This window comes from Streptomyces sp. NPDC048349 (genome assembly GCF_040651925.1).
Classification (GTDB): Bacteria; Actinomycetota; Actinomycetes; order Streptomycetales; family Streptomycetaceae; genus Streptomyces.
Genome location: NZ_JBEZLA010000013.1, coordinates 1 through 20,576, shown reverse-complemented (window position 1 = coordinate 20,576; position 20,576 = coordinate 1). Strand labels below are relative to the sequence as shown.

Here is a 20,576-nt window from a genome sequence, read left to right as displayed (position 1 = left end):
GCCAACTCTAGGCGGCCGGGAGGGGGACGGGTCCCCGAACGGGTTACTTCCTGCCGCCGAGGATGGTGCCCAGGAGGTCGCCGAGATCGAAGCCGTCACCTGCTGCCGGGGCGGGGCCGGAGCTGTCCCCGGGGGCGGCGCCGGAGGCCGGGGCGGCGCCGGAGGCCGGGGCGGCCCCGGGCGCCGGGGCGCCCGCCGCTGCTCCCGAGCCCTTGCCGGCGGCGGCGCGCTTGGCGAACACGGCCAGCAGCGCCGGGATCACCAGCTCGATGACCCGGCTGATGGCCGGGGCGGGGATGCCGGTCTTCTTCGAGACGGCGTTGGCGACCGGCTTGCTCACCTTGGCGAGCACCCCGGCCATCAGCCCGCCGCCCAGCAGCCCCCCGCCCAGCGTGGCGACGCCCTGGAGCGGCGGCTCGGCCACCTCCGCGACGGCCTGGCGGACCTCGTCGTCGTCATCGGCGGCCGCCTTCTCCTGGAGGTTGCCGGTCATCGCGCCCACCGTCTGCCTGACGGTGTCGCGGGCCCCGTCGGTGTCGGTGCCGAGCAGCCCGGCGATCTCGTTCAGCCGGTCGTCGCCGAGCTCGCCCAGCACGTCGTCCTGGAATGAAGGTTCACTCATGCCCGAGACGCTACTTGTGTACCGATTCACCGGCACCTCGGGCAGGGCGTTGGGTAACGGAAACATAAAACTCCGGATCCCGCTGCAACCGTTCGCGGGGATCACGGGTCGTATGGTGCGTCGGCACTTCCGGGTGGGGATCTGGGGGGATCGGGAAGTCCGGCACGGGAGGGGTAACCGTGAGGGGGTCCGGCCGCGAGGCCGGATCCCCTTCTGGTATCCCCGCTCCGGCCTCCCCGGAGCTGTCCACAGCCCCTGACGCGCTGTCGGCGCCGGGCGGTAGCTTCGGGTCATGGCAACGAACGGGGCGCAGGCGCAGGCCGTGCAACTGGCAGTGGTCGAGGGGGTGCTCGAGCGCATCACCTATGCCAACGAGGAGAGCGGGTACACGGTCGCCCGCGTCGACACCGGCCGCGGCAGCGGCGACCTCCTCACCGTCGTCGGCTCCCTGCTGGGCGCCCAGCCCGGCGAATCCCTGCGCATGGAGGGCCGCTGGGGCTCCCACCCCCAGTACGGCAGGCAGTTCACCGTCGAGAACTACACCACCGTGCTCCCCGCCACCGTCCAGGGCATCCGCCGCTACCTCGGCTCCGGCCTGATCAAGGGCATCGGGCCGAAGATCGCCGACCGGATCGTGGAGCACTTCGGCACCGACACCCTCGACGTCATCGAGGAGGAGCCGAAGCGGCTGATCGAGGTGCCCGGGCTCGGCCCCAAGCGGACCAGGCTGATCGGCGCCGCCTGGGAGGAGCAGAAGGCCATCAAGGAGGTCATGGTCTTCCTCCAGGGCGTGGGCGTCTCCACCTCCATCGCGGTGCGCATCTACAAGAAGTACGGCGACGCCTCCATCTCGGTGGTGAAGAACCAGCCCTACCGCCTCGCCGCCGACGTGTGGGGCATCGGCTTCCTCACCGCCGACCGCATCGCCCAGGCCGTCGGCATCCCGCACGACAGCCCCGAGCGGGTCAAGGCCGGGCTCCAGTACGCCCTGTCCCAGTCCGCCGACCAGGGGCACTGCTTCCTGCCCGAGGACCGGCTCATCGCCGACGGGGTCAAGCTGCTCCAGGTGGACACCGGGCTGGTCATCGACTGCCTGGCCGAACTGGCCGCCGACCCCGACGGCGTCGTACGGGAGGCCGTGCCCGACCCCCAGGGCGGGCCGGATCCGCTGACCGCCGTGTACCTGGTGCCCTTCCACCGCGCCGAGCTGTCGCTGGCCGGGCAGGTACGGCGGCTGCTGCACGCCGAGGAGGACCGGCTGGCGGGGTTCCAGGAGGTGGACTGGGACAAGGCGCTGGGCTGGCTCGCCGGGCGGACCGGCGCCACCCTCGCCCCCGAGCAGCGGGATGCGGTCCGGCTCGCGCTGACCCGCAAGGTCGCCGTGATGACCGGCGGTCCCGGCTGCGGGAAGTCCTTCACCGTGCGCTCCGTCGTCGAGCTGGCCCGGGCCAGGAAGGCCAAGGTGGTGCTCGCCGCCCCCACCGGCCGGGCGGCGAAGCGGCTGGCCGAGCTCACCGGGGCCGAGGCCTCCACGGTGCACCGGCTGCTGGAACTCAAGCCCGGCGGGGACGCGGCGTACGACCGGGACCGGCCCCTGGACGCGGACCTGGTCGTGGTCGACGAGGCCTCGATGCTGGACCTGCTGCTGGCCAACAAACTGGTCAAGGCGGTGGCGCCGGGGGCCCACCTGCTGCTCGTCGGGGACGTGGACCAGCTGCCCTCGGTCGGCGCCGGGGAGGTGCTGCGCGACCTGCTGGCCGAGGGCGGCCCGGTCCCCGCGGTCCGGCTGACCCGGATCTTCCGGCAGGCGCAGCAGTCGGGCGTGGTCACCAACGCCCACCGGATCAACACCGGCCTGCCGCCCCTCACCGACGGGCTGCCGGACTTCTTCCTCTTCCCCGAGGAGGACACCGAGGCGGCGGGCACGCTCGCGGTGGACGTGGCGGCCCGGCGGATTCCGGCCAGGTTCGGGCTCGACCCGCGCCGGGACGTCCAGGTGCTCGCGCCCATGCACCGCGGCCCCGCCGGCGCCGGCCACCTCAACGGCCTGCTCCAGCAGGCCATGACGCCGGCCCGGCCGAACCTGCCCGAGAAGCGGTTCGGCGGCCGCGTCTTCCGGGTGGGCGACAAGGTCACCCAGATCCGGAACAACTACGAGAAGGGCGCGGCCGGCGTCTTCAACGGCACGGTCGGCGTCGTCACCGGCCTCGACCTGGACGAACAGCGCCTGACGGTACGGACGGAGGAGGACGAGGAGATCGGCTACGAGTTCTCGGAGCTCGACGAGCTGTCGCACGCCTACGCCGTCACCATCCACCGCTCCCAGGGGAGTGAATATCCCGCCGTCGTGATCCCGGTCACGACCGGGGCTTGGATGATGCTCCAGCGAAATCTTCTCTACACGGCGGTGACCAGGGCGAAGAAACTCGTCGTCCTCGTCGGGTCCCGCAAGGCCCTCGGCCAGGCGGTGCGTACCGTTTCCGCAGGCAGGAGGTACACGGCGGTCGCAGCCAGGCTGTCCGGCCGGATACCGGTGGGAAACATCACCTAAATGATCGATCATTTGGGGTTCCACCACCGGTGTGGAGGAGGCAGGATGAGCAGCTTGACGGCACTCAGTGCCGTCGAAAGCACCAAAGGCCGACCCCGAGTGCACTCTCCTGCGCCAAATGGGGGAAGGTAGAGGCAGTCAGGGCACCTCGAAGAAGAGGCACTACGTCGGTGAGGGATGACGTGAGCGACAACTCTGTAGTACTCCGGTACGCGGACGGTGAATACACCTACCCGGTGGTCGAGAGCACCGTCGGTGACCAGGGCTTCGACATCTCGAAGCTGAGGGCCCAGACCGGGCTCGTCACTCTGGACAGCGGCTACGGCAACACCGCGGCCTACAAGTCCGCGATTACCTACCTCGACGGTGAGCAGGGCATCCTGCGCTACCGCGGCTACCCGATCGAGCAGCTGGCCGAGCGCTCGACCTTCATCGAGGTCGCGTACCTGCTGATCAACGGGGAGCTGCCGACCGTCGACCAGCTCGCGTCGTTCCGCAACGAGATCACCCAGCACACGCTGCTCCACGAGGACGTGAAGCGCTTCTACGACGGCTTCCCGCGTGACGCGCACCCGATGGCGATGCTGTCCTCCGTGGTCAGCGCGCTGTCGACGTTCTACCAGGACAGCCACAACCCGTTCGACGAGAAGCAGCGCCACCTCTCGACGATCCGCCTGCTGGCCAAGCTCCCGACGATCGCGGCCTACGCGTACAAGAAGTCGGTCGGCCACCCGGTGGTCTACCCGCGCAACGACCTCGGCTACGTCGAGAACTTCCTGCGCATGACGTTCTCCGTGCCGGCCCAGGAGTACGACCTGGACCCGGTCGTGGTCTCGGCGCTCGACAAGCTGCTGATCCTGCACGCGGACCACGAGCAGAACTGCTCGACCTCCACCGTGCGTCTGGTCGGCTCCTCGCAGGCGAACATGTTCGCCTCGATCTCCGCCGGCATCTCGGCCCTGTGGGGTCCGCTGCACGGTGGCGCCAACCAGTCCGTCCTGGAGATGCTCGAGGGCATCAAGAACGACGGCGGCGACGTCGACGCCTTCATCCGCAAGGTGAAGAACAAGGAAGACGGCGTCCGCCTCATGGGCTTCGGACACCGCGTCTACAAGAGCTTCGACCCCCGGGCGAAGATCATCAAGGCGGCGGCGCACGACGTCCTCTCGGCGCTCGGCAAGAGCGACGAGCTGCTCGACATCGCGCTCAAGCTGGAAGAGCACGCGCTGGCCGACGAGTACTTCGTCTCGCGCAACCTCTACCCGAACGTGGACTTCTACACGGGTCTCATCTACCGCGCGATGGGCTTCCCGACCGAGATGTTCACCGTGCTCTTCGCGCTCGGCCGGCTCCCCGGCTGGATCGCCCAGTGGCACGAGATGATCAAGGAGCCGGGTTCCCGCATCGGCCGCCCGCGCCAGATCTACACGGGCGAGGTCCTGCGCGACTTCGTGCCCGTCGAGGCCCGCTGACCCGAGGCCCCCTGACCCCGGGCCCCGCGCTCGGGCGAACGCACCAGGCATGCGAAAAGCGCCCCGCCGTCGATCCCCCCACGGGTCGACGGTCGGGGCGCTTTCCCTTTCCCCGGTACGGATTCCCCCCACGGGACCCGAGCCGGGGCGTCGGTGTCTGCCGGGACCCGTTCGGGTCGGGAGGGCCGCTCAAAGCCTCCCGCGGGAACGCGTCCCGGCCGGCCGGTGCCGGTGGACGTCCCCCAAGACCTCCGTGGAACGTCCCCCAAGACATTCCTGGCACCGCCCCATTAGACCCGTGCCGACCCCGGATGGTTACGTTGGCATCACTGTGATCTGCGTCTCCCGTGAAGGAGGTGTGCGCAGGATGCGAAGGCGATCCACTAGCGGAAGGACCGCAACCGGAGGCTGTTGGTCACGACGAAGACCGAAGAGAAGGCCATGGCCGCCCCCGCGATCATCGGGTTGAGCAGTCCGGCGGCCGCCAGCGGCAGGGCCGCCACGTTGTAGCCGAAGGCCCAGAACAGGTTGCCCTTGATGGTGGCCAGGGTCCGGCGCGACAGCCGGATCGCGTCCGCCGCCACCCGCAGGTCACCCCGTACGAGGGTCAGGTCGCCCGCCTCGATGGCGGCGTCCGTCCCGGTGCCCATGGCCAGGCCCAGGTCGGCCTGGGCGAGCGCGGCCGCGTCGTTGACCCCGTCCCCGACCATCGCGACCGTACGGCCCTGCGCCTGGAGGCGGCGCACGACGTCCACCTTGTCCTGCGGGAGCACCTCGGCGATCACCTCGTCGATGCCGACCTCGCGCGCCACGGTCTCGGCGACGGCCTTGTTGTCGCCGGTCAGCAGGACCGGGGTGAGGCCCAGGGCGCGCAGCCGGGCGACCGCTTCGGCGCTGGTCTCCTTGACCGCGTCGGCCACGGTCAGCATCCCGCGAGCGGTGCCGTCCCAGGCCACGAGGACGGCGGTGCTGCCCGCGGCCTCGGCGGCCGACTTGGCCCGCGCCAGCGGGGCGGGCAGGGTGATCGACCAGTCGGCCAGCAGCTGTTCGCGGCCCACCAGGACGGCGTGCCCGTCGACCACGCCCTGGACGCCGAGCCCGGCGAGGTTCTCGAACCCCTCGGGAACCGGCAGCTCGCCCACCTGCCGTGCGGCGCCGGTGGCGACGGCCCGGGCGATGGGGTGCTCGGAGGCGTGCTCCAAAGAGCCCGCGAGCCGCAGGAGTTCGTTCGCGTCGACCCCTTCGGCGGGGTGCACACCGGCCAGGGTCATCCGTCCGGTGGTGACGGTCCCGGTCTTGTCCAGGACGACGGTGTCGACGCGGCGGGTGGACTCCAGCACCTCCGGTCCCTTGATCAGGATGCCGAGCTGCGCGCCCCGGCCGGTGCCGACCATCAGCGCGGTCGGGGTGGCCAGGCCCAGGGCGCACGGGCAAGCGATGATCAGGACGGCCACGGCGGCGGTGAAGGCGGCGGTGGGATCGTCGGTGATCAGCAGCCAGGTGGCCCAGGTGCCGAGGGCGAGCAGCAGGACCACCGGAACGAAGACCGCCGAGATCCGGTCGGCGAGGCGCTGGACCTCGGCCTTGCCGTTCTGCGCGTCCTCGACCAGCCGGGCCATCCGGGCGAGCTGGGTGTCGGCGCCGATCCGGGTGGCCTCGACGACGAGGCGGCCCGAGGCGTTGACGGTGGCGCCGGTGACGGAGTCGCCGGCGGAGACCTCGACCGGGACGGACTCTCCGGTGAGCATCGAGGCGTCCACGGCGGAGCTGCCCTCGACGACCGTGCCGTCGGTGGCGATCGTCTCGCCCGGGCGGACGACGAACCGGTCGCCGACCGCGAGCGCGCTCACCGGCACGCGGACCTCCCGGCCCCCGCGCAGCACGGCGACGTCCTTGGCGCCCAGCTCCATCAGGGCCTTCAGGGCCGCGCCCGCCTTCCGCTTCGAGCGGGCCTCCAGGTAGCGGCCGAGCAGGATGAAGCTGACGACCCCGGCCGCGACCTCCAGGTAGAGGGCGGAGGAGCCGTCGGTCCTGGAGACGGTGAAGTCGAAACCGTGGCGCATGCCGGGCATGCCCGCGTGGCCGAAGAACAGGGCCCACAAGGACCAGGTGAAGGCGGCGAGGGTGCCGACCGAGACCAGGGTGTCCATGGTGGCGGCGCCGTGCCGGGCGTTGGTCCAGGCGGCCTTGTGGAAGGGGAGGGCGCCCCAGACGACGACGGGTGCGGCGAGGGTCAGCGAGAGCCACTGCCAGTTGTCGAACTGGAGGGCGGGGACCATGGCGAGCAGGACCACGGGCAGGGCGAGGCCGGCGGACACCAGCAGCCGCTCGCGCAGCGCGGCCAGGGCGGGGTCCCGTACGGCCGCGTCGGCATCCGGGGCCCGCGCAAAGCCGGGGTCCGGTTCCGGTTGCGCTTCCGGCTCCGGCTCCGGCTCCGGCGGCGGGGGTTCCTCGGCGGTGTACCCGGTCTTCACGACGGTCGCGATCAGGTCGGAGACCTGGACGCCACCGGTGTAGGAGACCTTCGCCTTCTCGGTGGCGTAGTTCACCGTGGCGCTGACCCCGTCCATCCGGTTCAGCTTCTTCTCGATGCGGGCCGCGCAGGAGGCGCAGGTCATCCCGCCGATCGAGAGTTCGACCGAGGTTATGGGCCCGTCGTGCACTGTGCTGCTCATGTTCCGGCTCCAGGGGGAGGGCCGGGGTGTACGGAACCAGTATCAGCTGGCCGGCGCACCCCGGCGAAATGCTGCCGAAGGGGGAGGCCCGGCTCAGATCCGACCGGTGAACTCGTAGCCCGCCTCGTCCACGGCGGCGCGTACGTCCTCGTCGGCCAGCGGGGCGTCGGAGGTCACGGTGACCTCGCCGGTCGCGGCGACGGCCTTGACCGAGCTGACGCCCGGCAGGGCGGAGAGCTCGGCGGTCACCGCGCCCTCGCAGTGCCCGCAGGTCATGCCGGTCACCCGGTAGACGGTGGTGGTCTGGGTGTCCGTCTCGGCGGTCATGTCGTTCTCCTCTTCAAGGGCGTGTGCGGTCGCCGGAAGGCGGCGCGTCACTCCACCGATCCTCCCGACACTTCGAGACTATACCCCTAGGGGGTATCGACGCGAGTATCCGCGCCCGTTCCTCTGGGGTGGCCGTACGGGATGAATCGTATGTAAACGGCTCGTATGGATCACCGGGGCCTTCGTCCTGATCGTGGCCGTCGGCGTGCTCGCGCCCCCGCTCGCCCACGGCATCTCGCGCCGGCTGCCCAGCTGCCGCTGGTGGTCGCGATCACCACGCGGTCGCGCCGACGCCGGACAGGTGGCGTCCGGGGAGGCGGCGGCGTTGGTGGGCGCCGGGATGCTGTCCGTGCTGGTGTTCCCGCTGGCGGGGCTGCGGCTGCGGGCCGGGGGCCGGGGGCCGGCCCGCGCGGGACCGGCCCGCGCGCGGGCGCGCGCGAGGGCGGCGCGCGGAGCGGGTCAGGGGGAGTCGGTCGTGGTGACCATGGGCTCGAGGTAGCGCAGCAGCACGGCCTTCAGCTCGGCGATGTACGCGGCGCGTTCGGCGCCTTCGTGGGCCAGGATCAGGTCCAGCGAGGACTTGAAGATGCCCAGGATCATGTTCGAGATGTGGGTCAGCTCCGCGGGCGTAGCCTGCGGGTTGAAGGTGTGCAGCACGCCCTCGACCCGGGTGAGCAGGCCGGAGTGCAGCTCTTCGTGCTCCTTGTTCACGGCGCCGGGGATGCCGGAGCCGTGCATGAGCGCCCAGAAGGCCGGGTTCTCGCAGTTGAAGGCGATGACCGGGTCCAGTACGGCGTCCAGTAGCTCGGGCAGGGGCCGCTGGAGGTTCTCGGGCAGGAAGGCCTGGCCGTGCGTCTCATGGGCGCGCTGGAGCAGCTGGCCGCCGAGCTCGACCGCGATGGCCTCCTTGTTCGGGAAGAACTGGTAGAGCGTGCCCGGCGACACCCCGGCCTCGCGGGCGATGGCGTTGGTGCTGGCCGCGGCGTAGCCGGTGCGGCAGAACACGCCGGCGGCGGCCGCCAGGAGCTGGGACACCCGGCGCTCGCCCCGTGCCTGGCGGCGGCGCGGCGCGGTGGTTTCGCCGGTTTCAGTTGTTTTGCCCCTGGGAGTCCCCGGCATGTCCCATCCCTCGCTTCCTGTGGGTGATTGACAAACGCGAGAGGTCGCTCGCATTCTGAAGAAACGCGAGCGACTGCTCGTGTTTGCCAGTCTATTCGGCCTGGCAATCACGGTGAAGGGGACACCGAGTCATGTCCGAAGTCAAGAATCCGCCGTCGCCCGGGGAGAGCGGCAGGTGGACCCGGTTCGTCACCGCCCGGCCGCGGCTCTCACTGCTGCTCGCCCTCGTGGTCACGGCACTGGCCGTGTTCGCGGGCGGCGGCGCCGCCGAACGGATGGGCAGCGGCGGCTGGGAGGACCCGGGCGCCCGGTCCACCTATGCCACCAAGGCCCTCGAGCGCGAGTTCCCGGCCTCCCAGCCCAACCTGCTGCTGCTCGTCGACTCCGGCCCCGGGACCACCGGGGTGGACGATCCCGCCGTCGCGGCCGAAGCGGAGCGGCTGGCGGAGCAGCTCACCGCCGAGCAGGGGGTCGTCGGCGTCGGCTCGTACTGGCGCACTCGGCTGCCCGCCCTGCGTTCCCAGGACGGCCGGCAGGCCCTCATCGCGGCCCGCGTCCTGGGCGACGAGAAGACCGCCACCGAGGTGCTGGAGCGGATCGCCCCGCGCTACCGGGGCGAGCACGGGCCGGTGCGGGTCTCCCTGGGCGGGCCGGCCGCGGTCCAGCGCGAGGTGACCGCCACCATCCAGGAGGACCTGCTGCGCGCCGAGGTGATCGCCCTGCCGGTCACCCTCGTCCTGCTCGTCCTCGTCTTCGGCAGTGCCGTCGCCGCCCTGCTGCCCCTGGGCGTCGGCATCGTGGCCATCCTCGGCACCAACGCGGTGCTGCGCGGCCTCACCGAGTTCACCGAGGTCTCCGTCTTCGCCCAGAACCTGACGACCGCGCTCGGACTCGGGCTCGCCATCGACTACGCGCTGTTCATCGTCCGCAGGTTCCGCGAGGAGCTCGCCGCCGGGCGGGACCCGGTGGCCGCCGTCGGGGCCACCCTGCGCACCGCCGGGCGCACCGTGCTGTTCTCGGCGCTGACCGTCGCGGTCTCGCTCTCGGCGATGCTGTTCTTCCCGATGTACTTCCTGCGCTCCTTCGCCTACGCCGGGGTGGCGGTGGTCCTGCTCGCCGCAGCGGCCGCGCTGATCCTGCTGCCGGCCGCCCTGGTGCTGCTCGGCGAGCGGGTCAACTCCCTGGACCTGCGGCGGATGTGGCGGCGCGGGCGTCCGGCCGGCGCCCCGGCGGAAGCGGGGCGGGGCTGGGCGCGGGCGGCTCGTCTGGTGATGCGCCGGGCCCCGGTGTTCGCGGTGGCCACGACGGCGGGGCTGCTGCTCCTCGGACTGCCCTTCCTCGGAGTGAAGTTCGGCACCGTGGACGACCGGCAGCTGCCGAAGACCGCGGAGTCGCATGTGGTCCAGCAGCAGATCCGGGACGCCTTCCCGGGCAGCCCCGGCGGCGGGATCACCGTCCTCACCGAGGACGCGGCCGGATCCACCGAACTCGCCGCCTACCGGGAGCGGCTGGCAGCCCTGCCGGGGGTGGTCCGGGTCGACGGCCCGGTGACCTCCGCGCACCCCGCGCGGTACGCCTACTTCTCGATCACCGCCGAGGGCGAGGCGGTGGGGCAGCAGGCCCAGGACCTGGTCGGTGAGGTGCGGAAGGTGGAAGCCGGCTTCCCGACTTCGGTGACCGGAGAGGCGGCCGTGCTCGTTGACGCCCAGAAGGCGATAGCCGGGAAACTGCCCGTGGCGCTGGCCCTGGTGGTGCTCGCCACGCTGCTGCTGGTGTTCCTGCTCACCGGCAGCCTGCTCATACCGGTGCAGGCAGTCCTGCTCAACGCCCTCAGCCTGACCGCGATGTTCGGGGCGGTGGTGTGGGTCTTCCAGGACGGCAACCTCTCCGGACTGCTCGCCTTCACCTCCACCGGCGACATCGAGACCACCCTGCCGGTGCTGATGTTCTGCATCGCCTTCGGACTCTCCATGGACTACGGGGTGTTCCTCATATCCCGGATCAAGGAGGAGTACGACCGGACCGGCGACCACGAGGGGGCGGTGCGGACCGGACTGGCCCGCACCGGCGGGCTGATCACCGCGGCGGCCGTGATCCTGGCCGTGGTGATGGTGGCCATCGGCACCTCGCGGGTGACCAACACCAAGATGCTGGGGCTCGGGATCGCGCTGGCGGTCCTGATGGACGCCATGGTCGTACGCAGCCTCCTGGTCCCGGCGGTCATGAAGCTGACCGGCAAGGCCACCTGGTGGGCACCGCGCCCGCTGCGCAGGCTGCACGAGAGGTTCGGGCTGAGCGAGGGGGAGTCCCTGCCGCCGGCGGTTGAACCGGAACCGGAGAAGGTGCCGGCCGGGGCGGCGTAGCCGGATCGGTGGGGAGCGGGACGGGGTTGAGGGGGGCGGCCCCGTCCGGCAACAGCGGACGGGTCAGTCCTCTCGGCGCCCCCGGTTGCCGGGGCGCCGGGCCACCCAGGCGCGGATGGTGTCGGCGTACCAGTAGGGCTTGCCGCCCTCCACATGGTCGGGCGTCGGCAGCAGGCCGTGCTTCCGATAGGAGCGCACCGTGTCGGGCTGCACCCGGATGTGGGCAGCGATCTCCTTGTACGACCACAGCTGTCGGTCGCTCATGACGCACCTCCTTGTCCACGCCGCGGCGCCGGCCGGGAGGCCGTCGGGGGAGCCGGCACGTGGACACTGACGATCACTCGGTTGTGCCCGGGGAACGACGGGAGGGGAGGACAGGGGAGGGGCTGTCGAACGCCTGTGACGGAAAACGCGCGTAGTGCGGACATGCGTGACAGGAAGGCGACTCCAGTGACAGATGCGGCACAGGGGTGAACAAGCGGTACGGCGGCGAAGGGGGCTCGAAGGGGCTCGGCTTGATCGGTGGTGGGGCCTGCTCGGGGGCTGGGCCGGCGGTGCCAGGGCTCGTCGGTGCAGGGCGCGGGGTGGCCGGGCTGACCGGTGGGGTGTCGAGGGGGACCCAGCGGTAGTAGGGGTGGCAAGGCTGACCCGCGCGGTGCCGGGCGGGGGGTGGGCTCAGCGGTAGAGGGGTGGCCGGTCCACCAGGGTCACCGGGGTCCGGACGCCGGTGCGGGCGGCCGCGAGGCCCGCCTCCGAGACGGCGGCGGCCGCGTAGCCGTCCCACGCGTCCGGCCCGGCCACCCCGCCCCGCGCGGCCGCGGCCACCCAGCGCCGCAGTTGGCGGTCGTAGGCGTCGGCGAAGCGCACCGTGAAGTCCTGGTCGATCTCCCCGCCCCACCGGCCCCCCGACTGCACCACCATCGCGTGACCGTCGCCGATCCGGGCACTGCCGGACTCGCCGACCGCCTCGCACTGCACCTGGTAGCCGAAGCCGCAGTTGACGAAGATCTCCACGTCCACCACGGCCCCGCCGGAGGTCTCCAGCAGCACCAGCCGGGGATCGCGCAGCCCCTCGGGAGCCGCCGAGGAAGGAGTGGGGGACAGCACGGACACCGCGGTGATCTCCTGCCCCAGCAGCCAGCGGGCCGCGTCCACCTCGTGCACGACGGAATCGCTGATCAGCATGTCGCTGGTGAAGAACGACGGCGAGGCCGCATTGCGGTGCCGGCAGTGCAGGAACAGCGGACGCCCGATCCCGCCCGCGTCCAGCAGCTCCTTCAGCCGCTCGTACTCGGCGTCGTACCGGCGCATGAACCCCACCTGCACCAGACGCCGCCCCAGACGCTGTTCGGCCGCCATGATGCGCAGCGCCCCCGCCGGATCGGGCGTCAGCGGCTTCTCGCACAGCACGGGCAGCCCCCGCTCCAGGGCCGGCCCGATCGCCTCCTCGTGGGCGGGACCGGGGGAGGCGATCAGTACGGCCTCCACCCCGGGCGCGGCTATCGCGGCCGCCGGGTCGGTGTGTGCGACGGCGCCGTCCAGGCCGCGCGCGACCTCCTTGACCCGGTCCCCGTCCGGGTCGGCCACCGCCACCACCCGGGCCCCGCCGACGGTCCGCCCGATCCGGCGGATGTGGTCGGCGCCCATCTTCCCCGTGCCGATGACGGCGATGCCGAGCGTGCTCATGTCGTGTTCCTCCGAGTTCAGCGGGCGCCGCAGGAGCGCAGGTAGGCGCGGGTGCGGCGGGCGATGGGCAGCGGCCGGTCGGGCTCGCAGGGGTACATGTCCTGTTCCACGATGGCGAACAGGTCCACGCCCAGGCGCTGGGCCGCCGCCAGCACCGGTTCCAGCGCGGGCACCCCCGACGGCGGTTCGCACATCACCCCTCGGCCCACGGCCGGGCCGAACGGCAGCTGCTCCGCCGCCACTTCGGCGAGGATCCGCGGGTCCACCTGCTTCAGGTGCAGGTAGCCGATCCGCTCGGAGAAGGTCTCGATGGCCTGGACGCTGTCGCCCCCGCAGTACGCGTAGTGCCCGGTGTCCAGGCAGAGGGACACGAGGGCGGGGTCGGTCGCGTCCAGGAACCGCGCCACGTTCTCAGGGGTGTCGATGTGCGTGTCGGCATGGGGGTGGACCACGATCCGCAGGCCGTAGCGATCCCGCACCTCCCGCCCCAGCCGCTCGGTCTGGGAGGCCAGTTCGCGCCATTGCGACGGGGTGAGGGTGCGGTCCTCCAGCACCTCGCCCGTCTTGTCGTCCCGCCAGAAGGAGGGGATGACCACGAGATGGGCCGCGCCCACGGCCTGGCTGAGCGCCGCGATCCGCGACACGTGCGCCCAGGTGTCCTCCCACACGGCGGGCCCGTGATGGAGTCCGGTGAAGACGGTGCCGGCCGAGACCCGCAGCCCGCGCTTGGCCGTTTCCTCGGCGAGTCGCGCGGGATCGGTGGGCAGGTAGCCGTAGGGGCCGAGTTCGATCCATTCGTACCCGGCGTCGGCGACCTCGTCGAGGAACCGCTCCCAGGGGGTCTGCGCCGGGTCGTCGGGAAACCAGACACCCCAGGAGTCCGGAGCCGAACCGACGCGGATACGTGTCAACGCGGGCGGGGAGGACGTCATAGCGGCCACCTTAGGGTGCGAGGCTCGAAGGGACGGTGAAGACCGTGGGACCAGCGGGAGGACTGACGGTGAGCGGCGACGGGTTGGCGTTCGACCTGATCACGATGGGTCGGATCGGGGTGGATCTCTACCCGCTGACGACCGGCGTACCACTGGAGGAAGCGGACACCTTCGGCAAGTTCCTGGGGGGCTCCCCGGCGAACGTGGCGGTCGCGGCCGCCCGGTTGGGCCGGCGCGTGGCCCTCATCAGCCGCACCGGTGCGGACCCGTTCGGCGCGTACCTGCGTTCCGAGCTGCGGGGGTTCGGGGTCGACGGGCGGTGGGTGGCCGAGGTCGCCGACCACCCCACGCCGATCACCTTCTGCGAGATCTTCCCGCCCGACCGCTTCCCCTTGTACTTCTACCGGCTGCCCAAGGCCCCCGATCTGGAGATCGCGGCGGAGGAACTGGACCTGGGGGCGATCCGGGAGGCCCGGGTGTTCTGGATGACGGGAACCGGCCTGAGCGAGGAGCCGAGCCGCGCGGCCACGCTGGCCGCGCTGGAGGCCCGTACCTCGCCCGGAACCACCGTGTTCGACCTGGACTGGCGGCCGATGCTGTGGCGGGAGAAGCCCGGGCCGTACTACGAGCGGGCGCTGGCCCTGGCGACGGTTGCCGTCGGCAACACCGAGGAGTGCGCGATCGCCACCGGCGAGTCGGAGCCGTACGCGGCGGCGCGGGCGCTGCTCGCCGCCGGGGTGGAACTGGCGGTGGTCAAGCGGGGGCCGGAGGGGGTCCTGGCGGTCCACCGCGACGGGACGGTGGCGGAGGTCCCGCCAGTGCCGGTCCAGGTGGTCAACGGGCTGGGCGCCGGGGACGCGTTCGGGGGCGCGCTGTGCCACGGCCTGCTCGCGGGGTGGGACCTGGCGACGGTCGTGCGGTACGCGAACGCGGCGGGGGCGATCGTGGCTTCGCGGCTGGCGTGCGCTTCGGCGATGCCGTTCTCCGACGAGGTCGAGGAGGTGGTGGGCCGTGCCGGTGGTCTCTGAGTGGGGGATGACCTGGACGAGGCTGGTCGTCCTCGAGCTGGAGCCGGGTGAGGTGTACGCGCACGGGTGCGGAGACGCGGAGTGGATCGTCCTCCCGCTCTCGGGAGGCTGCGAGGTCCACTTCCGTGACGCTGCCCCGAGCCCCGCGCCTCAAGCGCCGGCGGGGCCGGAAGGTGGTTCGGGGTCTCGCGCGGTGGCGGGGTCCGGGATGTCCGCCGGGCTGTCCGGGCCACCGGGTGGTGCGGGGCCGCAGGGCGGTCCGGGCCGGGTCGTGTCAGCCTCGCCGGCGTTCGAGGCGCGGGGGTCCGGGGGCGGCGGAGCCCACGCAGTGGCGCCGCAGGTCTTCGCGCTGCGCGGCCGGGCCGGGGTGTTCCGCGGGGCCACCGACTTCGCGTACTTGCCCCGCGACGGCCACGCGGAGGTCACCTCCGCCACCGGCGGCCGCTTCGCCCTCGCAGGGGCACGCTGCGAGCAGCGGCTTCCGCCCCGGTACGGCCCCGCCGCGGACGTGCCCGTGGAGCTGCGCGGCGCCGGCCAGTGCTCCCGGCAGGTGAACAACTTCGCCGCCGCCGGCCCGGACGGCTTCGCGTGCGACCGGCTGATCGCCGTCGAGGTGCTCACCCCCGGCGGAAACTGGTCCTCCTACCCGCCCCACAAGCACGACGAGCACCACCCGGGCGAGGAGTCCCGGCTCGAGGAGATCTACTACTTCGAGATCGCCCCGCACGGGGACACCCCCGGGTTCGGCTACCAGCGCGTCACCCCTTCTCCCGCCGGGAAGACCGACGTCCTCGCCGAGGTGCGGACGGGCGATGCCGTGCTCATCCCGGACGGCTGGCACGGGCCCTCCATCGCCGCCCCCGGGCACGACATGTACTACCTCAACGTGATGGCGGGTCCGGGCGCCACCCGCGAGTGGCTGATCCGGGACCACCCCGACCACGGCTGGATCCGCGCCACCTGGCCGGGGCAGGCCGTAGACCCCCGGCTCCCCTATTCACAGGACGACCCGCAGGACGACCCGCAGGACGACCCGCAGGACGACCCGCAGAACGACCCGCGGCACGACCTCGAGAACGACCCGCGGCACGACCCTCGGACGGGCCCACAGACGGAGGCACCCCGATGAAACTCACCGTCGCACAGGCCCTGATCGCCTTCCTCGCCCGCCAGTACACCGAACGCGACGGCCGCCGCCACCGGTTCGTCGCGGCCACCTGGGGGATCTTCGGGCACGGGAACGTGGCCGGCATCGGCCAGGCCCTCCTGGAGACCGGCCCCCGGGCCATGCCCTTCCTCCAGGGACGCAACGAGCAGGCCATGGTGCACGCCGCCGTCGGGTACGCCCGCCAGAGCGGGCGGCTGTCCACACACGCCGTGACCACCTCCATCGGGCCCGGCGCCACCAACCTCGTCACCGGCGCCGCCCTCGCCACGATCAACCGGATCCCGGTGCTCCTGCTGCCCGGCGACACCTTCGCCACCCGGCCCGCCGACCCCGTGCTCCAGCAACTGGAGGTCCCGTATGCGGGGGACCTCTCCGTCAACGACGCCCTGCGGCCCGTCTCGCGCCACTTCGACCGGATCACCCGCCCCGAGGCCCTGATCCCGGCGGCCCTCCAGGCCATGCGCGTCCTCACCGACCCCGTCCAGACCGGGGCCGTCACCCTCGCGCTGCCGCAGGACGTGCAGGCGGAGGCGTACGACTGGCCCGAGGAGTTCTTCGCCGAGCGGGTGTGGGGCGTGCGCCGGCCCCGGCCCGACCGCGCCGAGCTGACCGCTGCAGCCCTGGCCGTACGGTCGGCCGCGCGCCCGCTGATCGTCGCGGGCGGCGGGATCCGGCACAGCGAGGCCCAGGCGGCCCTGGCGCAGTTCGCCGCGGCCACCGCGATCCCCGTGGCTACCACGCAGGCCGGCAAGGGCGTGCTGCGCCACGACCACCCCGCCGACGTCGGCGGGATCGGGCACACGGGCACCGCGACCGCCGACCACCTGGCCCGGGAGGCCGACCTCGTCATCGCCGCCGGGACCCGGCTGACCGACTTCACCACGGCCTCCGCGACCCTCTTTCGGAACCCGACCGTCCGGTTTATTGGCCTCAACCTCGACCCGTACGACGCCCACAAGCTCGCCGCCCTGCCCCTGGTCGCCGACGCGCGCGAGGGGCTCGACGAGCTCCGGACGGCGCTCGCCGGTCACCGGGTGGACCCCGCGTACGAGGCGGCGTACGGGCAGCGCAAGACGGACTGGGAGGCCCGCGTCGACCTGGCCTACGCCACCCCCGAGGAGGACCTGCCGCCCACCCAGGCCCAGGTCCTCGGACTGCTCGACGCCCTCGTCGACGACACCGACATCCTGATCAACGCGGCCGGCTCGCTCCCCGGCGACCTGCACAAGCTGTGGCGGCCCCGCTCGGCGGACCAGTACCACGTGGAGTACGGCTACTCCTGCATGGGCTACGAGATCCCGGCCGCGATCGGGGTCGCGCTCGCCGCCCCCGGCCGGCCGGTGTGGGCGCTGGTCGGCGACGGCACGTACCTGATGAACCCGACCGAGATCGTCACGGCCGTCCAGGAGGGCGTCCCGCTGAAGATGGTCGTCCTCGACAACCAGGGCTACGCCTCCATCGGTGGTCTGTCGGGGGCGGTGGGAGGCGAGGGCTTCGGCACGGCCTACCGCTTCCGGGGGCCCGACGCCGCGTACACGGGGGAGCCCCTCCCGGTCGACATCGCCGCCAACGCGGCCTCCCTGGGGATGGCTGTGATTCGCGCCCGGACCGTACGTGACCTGCGTGAAGCCCTCGCCGAGGCCCGCTCGGCGAGCCGTCCCACATGTGTCTACACACAGACCCGAACGCCCGACACTGTGTCGGGCCCACCCCCCGCACAAGCGTGGTGGGATGTTCCTGTGGCCGAGACCGCGACCCGCAAGGCGGCGGCCGCGGCCCGTGAAGAGTACGACCGGCAAGCCGCGCAGCGACGTCGCCATCTGTGAAGGAGCAAGGCACATGAAGACCGTCAACCACTGGATCGGTGGCAAGACCGTCGAGGGCGCGTCGGGCAACTACGGCCCGGTCACCGACCCGGCCACCGGCGAGGTCACCACGCAGGTCGCGCTCGCCTCGGCCGACGAGGTCGACGCGGCGGTGCAGGTCGCCAAGGAGGCGTATCTGACCTGGGGCCAGTCCTCGCTGGCCGCCCGTACCAAGGTGCTGTTCGCCTACCGCGCCCTCCTGGACGCCAACCGCGACGCCATCGCCGAGCTGATCACCGCCGAGCACGGCAAGGTGCACTCGGACGCGCTGGGCGAGGTCGCGCGCGGCCTGGAGATCGTCGAACTGGCCTGCGGGATCACCACGCAGCTCAAGGGCGAGCTGTCGACCTCGGTCTCCCACCGCGTCGACGTCGCGGCGATCCGCCAGCCGCTGGGCGTGGTCGCGGGCATCACCCCCTTCAACTTCCCGGCGATGGTGCCGATGTGGATGTTCCCGCTGGCCGTGGCCTGCGGAAACACCTTCATCCTCAAGCCCAGTGAGAAGGACCCCTCCGCCTCCAACAAGCTCGCCGAGCTGATGAGCGAGGCCGGTCTGCCGGCCGGCGTGCTCAACGTCGTGCACGGCGACAAGGTCGCGGTGGACGCCCTGCTGGCCCACCCCGACATCGCGGCCGTCTCCTTCGTGGGCTCGACCCCGATCGCCCGCCACATCCACGCCACCGCCTCCGCGAACGGCAAGCGCGTCCAGGCCCTGGGCGGCGCCAAGAACCACATGCTGGTGCTCCCGGACGCCGACCTGGACGCGGCCGCCGACGCGGCGGTCTCCGCCGCCTACGGCTCGGCCGGTGAGCGCTGCATGGCGATCTCCGCCGTCGTGGCCGTCGGCTCCATCGCCGACACCCTCGTCGAGAAGATCCGCGAGCGCGCCGAGAAGATCAAGATCGGCCCCGGCAACGACCCGACCTCCGAGATGGGCCCGCTGATCACGGCCGCCCACCGCGACAAGGTCGCCTCGTACGTCAAGGGCGCGGCCGCCCAGGGCGCCGACGTGGTCCTCGACGGCACCGGCTACACGGTCGAGGGCAACGAGAACGGCCACTGGATCGGCCTGTCCCTGCTCGACAACGTGAAGACCGACTCCGACGCCTACCGCGACGAGATCTTCGGCCCGGTGCTGTGCGTGCTGCGCACCGAGACCTACGAGGAGGGCGTGGCCCTCATCAACGCCTCGCCGTTCGGCAACGGCACCGCGATCTTCACCCGCGACGGAGGCGCGGCCCGCCGCTTCCAGCTCGAGATCCAGGCGGGCATGGTCGGCGTCAACGTCCCGATCCCGGTGCCGGTGGGCTACCACTCCTTCGGCGGGTGGAAGGACTCGCTCTTCGGCGACCACCACATCTACGGCAACGACGGCATCCACTTCTACACCCGTGGCAAGGTCGTCACGACCCGCTGGCCGGACCCCTCGGAAGCCCCGGCGGGCGTGGACCTGGGCTTCCCCCGCAACCACTGACGCCCGGCGCCACCCGAGACGCGAGTGCCCCCGGCCACCCTCACGGGCCGGGGGCTCCTGCCGTTTCCCGGGGGCGGCCTGCGGTCAGCGGGTGCCGGCCAGGTCCGGGGCGGGGTCCGGCTGCTGCTCGGCGGACGCACGGCGGCGGCGCAAGGTCCACACCGCGGTGGCCGCGCCCGCCAGGACCAGGGCCGCGCCGACGGCGGGCCACGGCACGGCGGTGAAGTCCGTCGAGGCCTGCGAGGCGAGGTCGGGGTGGGCCGCGGCGCCGGCCGTGACGGTGAGCGTCACCCGGTCCAGCTGGGGGGCGTCCGGCCAGGCCTCGGTCAGTTCGATCCGCTGGCCGGGCAGGAGGGTCAGCTTCAGCTCGCGGGCCGGGATGCCGAGCACCTCGCGGCCGAACAGGCCCTCGGCGGAGACCGCCACCTTCGGCTCGACGACCACGTTGCCCCGGTTCACCAGGGCGTACGAGACCGTGGCGCGGGCCTTCTTGACCCAGGGCAGCAGCGGCGCGGAGCGGGTGACGTGCACGTCCTCGACGCTGAGGCCCGGGGTGACCGGGCCCGGCACCCGGAAGTACAGCCGGGCGCCCACCGAACGCTTCACCCCGACCCGGACCTTGCCCTCCTGCTGCACGCCCTCCACGGCGGTGTTCAGGGCCACGATCCCGCCCACGTGGTCGCCGGGCGTCGCGTCCGCGGGCACCTTCACCGTGAACGGGACGTCCTTGCGGCCCTTGGCCGGCACGGTCACGGTGGTCGCCGTCTCGGGCGGCAGCGCGATCCAGGTTCCGATGTCCTTGGGCTCGGTCTCCGCCGGCAGGAGGGCGAAGGCGCCGCCCGCCGGGGTGTTCACCGCGTCGGTGGCGAAGACCTGGAACGTCAGGTCCTTGTCCGAGGTGTTCAGGATCGTCGCACTGTCCTGGACGGTGGTTCCGGCCGCGCCCTGGTGGAAGAAGTACGCGCGGTCGGTCATTGCCGCACCGGCCGCGGGCGTGGGGAAGACCCCCCACGTGCCGTTGTCCGCCGCCGTGGCGGGGGCGGCCGGGAGGAGCAGGCCCGCGCCCAGCAGCAGGCCGGCGAGCAGACCGTACGGAGAGGTGCGGGTGCGCAGGCGCATGGGTGGGGTCTCCAGTCGGCGCGGAGAGGGGAAGGGGCGGTGCGGCGCTCCAGCGCCGCACCCCCCCGGGGGCCCGGCGGGCCCCCCGCCGGGGGGGCGGCGGCCGGGCGGGGGGCCCACCTCCATGGTGTGGGGCGCCTGCGCCGCCGCCGGGCTCGCGCGCACCCACCGGGTC

At 72.4% G+C, this 20,576-nt stretch carries 15 protein-coding genes and 1 pseudogene; 8 read left to right on the top strand and 8 right to left on the bottom strand.

Going from position 1 to position 20,576, the window contains the following annotated elements:
• Positions 1 to 43: 43 nt before the first annotated feature.
• On the bottom strand, positions 44 to 622 hold the full coding sequence (locus AB0D44_RS10100) for a DUF937 domain-containing protein (RefSeq protein ID WP_362587250.1): 579 nt from the start codon (positions 620 to 622) through the stop codon (positions 44 to 46).
• Positions 623 to 914: 292 nt separating this feature from the next.
• Here AB0D44_RS10100 and AB0D44_RS10095 point away from each other — a divergent pair, with 292 nt between their 5' ends.
• Positions 915 to 3,173, top strand: a complete 2,259-nt coding sequence (locus AB0D44_RS10095; RefSeq protein ID WP_362587247.1) for an ATP-dependent RecD-like DNA helicase — start codon at positions 915 to 917, stop codon at positions 3,171 to 3,173.
• A gap of 182 nt (positions 3,174 to 3,355) precedes the next feature.
• Entirely contained in the window at positions 3,356 to 4,645 is a 1,290-nt protein-coding gene (locus AB0D44_RS10090) for a citrate synthase (protein WP_030229520.1), read from the top strand.
• A gap of 383 nt (positions 4,646 to 5,028) precedes the next feature.
• Here AB0D44_RS10090 and AB0D44_RS10085 read toward each other — a convergent pair whose 3' ends face one another.
• A complete protein-coding gene (locus tag AB0D44_RS10085) occupies positions 5,029 to 7,320 on the bottom strand; it encodes a heavy metal translocating P-type ATPase (RefSeq protein WP_362587244.1) in 2,292 nt (763 codons plus the stop codon).
• 93 nt (positions 7,321 to 7,413) lie between these two features.
• A complete protein-coding gene (locus AB0D44_RS10080) occupies positions 7,414 to 7,647 on the bottom strand; it encodes a heavy metal-associated domain-containing protein (RefSeq protein WP_362587241.1) in 234 nt (77 codons plus the stop codon).
• 252 nt (positions 7,648 to 7,899) lie between these two features.
• Between AB0D44_RS10080 and AB0D44_RS10075 the strand changes: the two are divergent.
• A pseudogene (locus AB0D44_RS10075) lies at positions 7,900 to 8,146 on the top strand (hypothetical protein); the annotation flags it as partial.
• On the opposite strand, the gene AB0D44_RS10070 reads toward AB0D44_RS10075, so the two are convergent.
• On the bottom strand, positions 8,107 to 8,766 hold the full coding sequence (locus tag AB0D44_RS10070) for a TetR/AcrR family transcriptional regulator (RefSeq protein ID WP_362587238.1): 660 nt from the start codon (positions 8,764 to 8,766) through the stop codon (positions 8,107 to 8,109). The pseudogene AB0D44_RS10075 and the gene AB0D44_RS10070 sit on opposite strands and share 40 nt — an antisense overlap.
• A gap of 131 nt (positions 8,767 to 8,897) precedes the next feature.
• On the opposite strand from AB0D44_RS10070, the gene AB0D44_RS10065 reads away from it, so the two are divergent.
• A complete protein-coding gene (locus AB0D44_RS10065; protein WP_362587235.1) occupies positions 8,898 to 11,129 on the top strand; it encodes an MMPL family transporter in 2,232 nt (743 codons plus the stop codon).
• Between the two features lie 63 nt (positions 11,130 to 11,192).
• On the opposite strand, the gene AB0D44_RS10060 is transcribed toward AB0D44_RS10065, so the two are convergent.
• From AB0D44_RS10060 to AB0D44_RS10050, 3 genes are all read right to left on the bottom strand, one after another.
• Positions 11,193 to 11,393, bottom strand: a complete 201-nt coding sequence (locus tag AB0D44_RS10060; protein WP_362587232.1) for a MerR family transcriptional regulator — start codon at positions 11,391 to 11,393, stop codon at positions 11,193 to 11,195.
• Positions 11,394 to 11,804: 411 nt separating this feature from the next.
• Positions 11,805 to 12,815, bottom strand: coding sequence for a Gfo/Idh/MocA family oxidoreductase (locus AB0D44_RS10055; protein WP_362587230.1), 1,011 nt, complete (start codon positions 12,813 to 12,815; stop codon positions 11,805 to 11,807).
• A gap of 17 nt (positions 12,816 to 12,832) precedes the next feature.
• Entirely contained in the window at positions 12,833 to 13,747 is a 915-nt protein-coding gene (locus tag AB0D44_RS10050) for a sugar phosphate isomerase/epimerase (protein WP_362587227.1), read from the bottom strand.
• Between the two features lie 44 nt (positions 13,748 to 13,791).
• Here AB0D44_RS10050 and iolC point away from each other — a divergent pair, with 44 nt between their 5' ends.
• Genes iolC through AB0D44_RS10030 form a run of 4 tightly spaced genes read left to right on the top strand, consistent with a single transcriptional unit; the run spans position 13,792 to position 19,282 of the window.
• Positions 13,792 to 14,775, top strand: a complete 984-nt coding sequence (iolC, locus tag AB0D44_RS10045; protein ID WP_362587224.1) for a 5-dehydro-2-deoxygluconokinase — start codon at positions 13,792 to 13,794, stop codon at positions 14,773 to 14,775.
• Positions 14,776 to 14,782: 7 nt separating this feature from the next.
• Positions 14,783 to 15,904: a 5-deoxy-glucuronate isomerase gene (gene iolB / locus AB0D44_RS10040; protein ID WP_362587221.1), complete on the top strand. Its 1,122-nt coding sequence runs from the start codon at positions 14,783 to 14,785 to the stop codon at positions 15,902 to 15,904.
• A complete protein-coding gene (iolD, locus tag AB0D44_RS10035; protein WP_362587218.1) occupies positions 15,901 to 17,769 on the top strand; it encodes a 3D-(3,5/4)-trihydroxycyclohexane-1,2-dione acylhydrolase (decyclizing) in 1,869 nt (622 codons plus the stop codon). The genes iolB and iolD overlap by 4 nt, the downstream gene beginning before the upstream one ends.
• Positions 17,770 to 17,782: 13 nt before the next feature.
• Complete coding sequence (locus AB0D44_RS10030; RefSeq protein WP_362587215.1) at positions 17,783 to 19,282, top strand: CoA-acylating methylmalonate-semialdehyde dehydrogenase; 1,500 nt, start codon at positions 17,783 to 17,785, stop codon at positions 19,280 to 19,282.
• Positions 19,283 to 19,366: 84 nt separating this feature from the next.
• Here the strand turns inward: AB0D44_RS10030 and AB0D44_RS10025 are convergent, their stop codons facing one another.
• Complete coding sequence (locus tag AB0D44_RS10025; protein ID WP_362587212.1) at positions 19,367 to 20,401, bottom strand: DUF916 domain-containing protein; 1,035 nt, start codon at positions 20,399 to 20,401, stop codon at positions 19,367 to 19,369.
• Positions 20,402 to 20,576 lie beyond the last annotated feature (175 nt).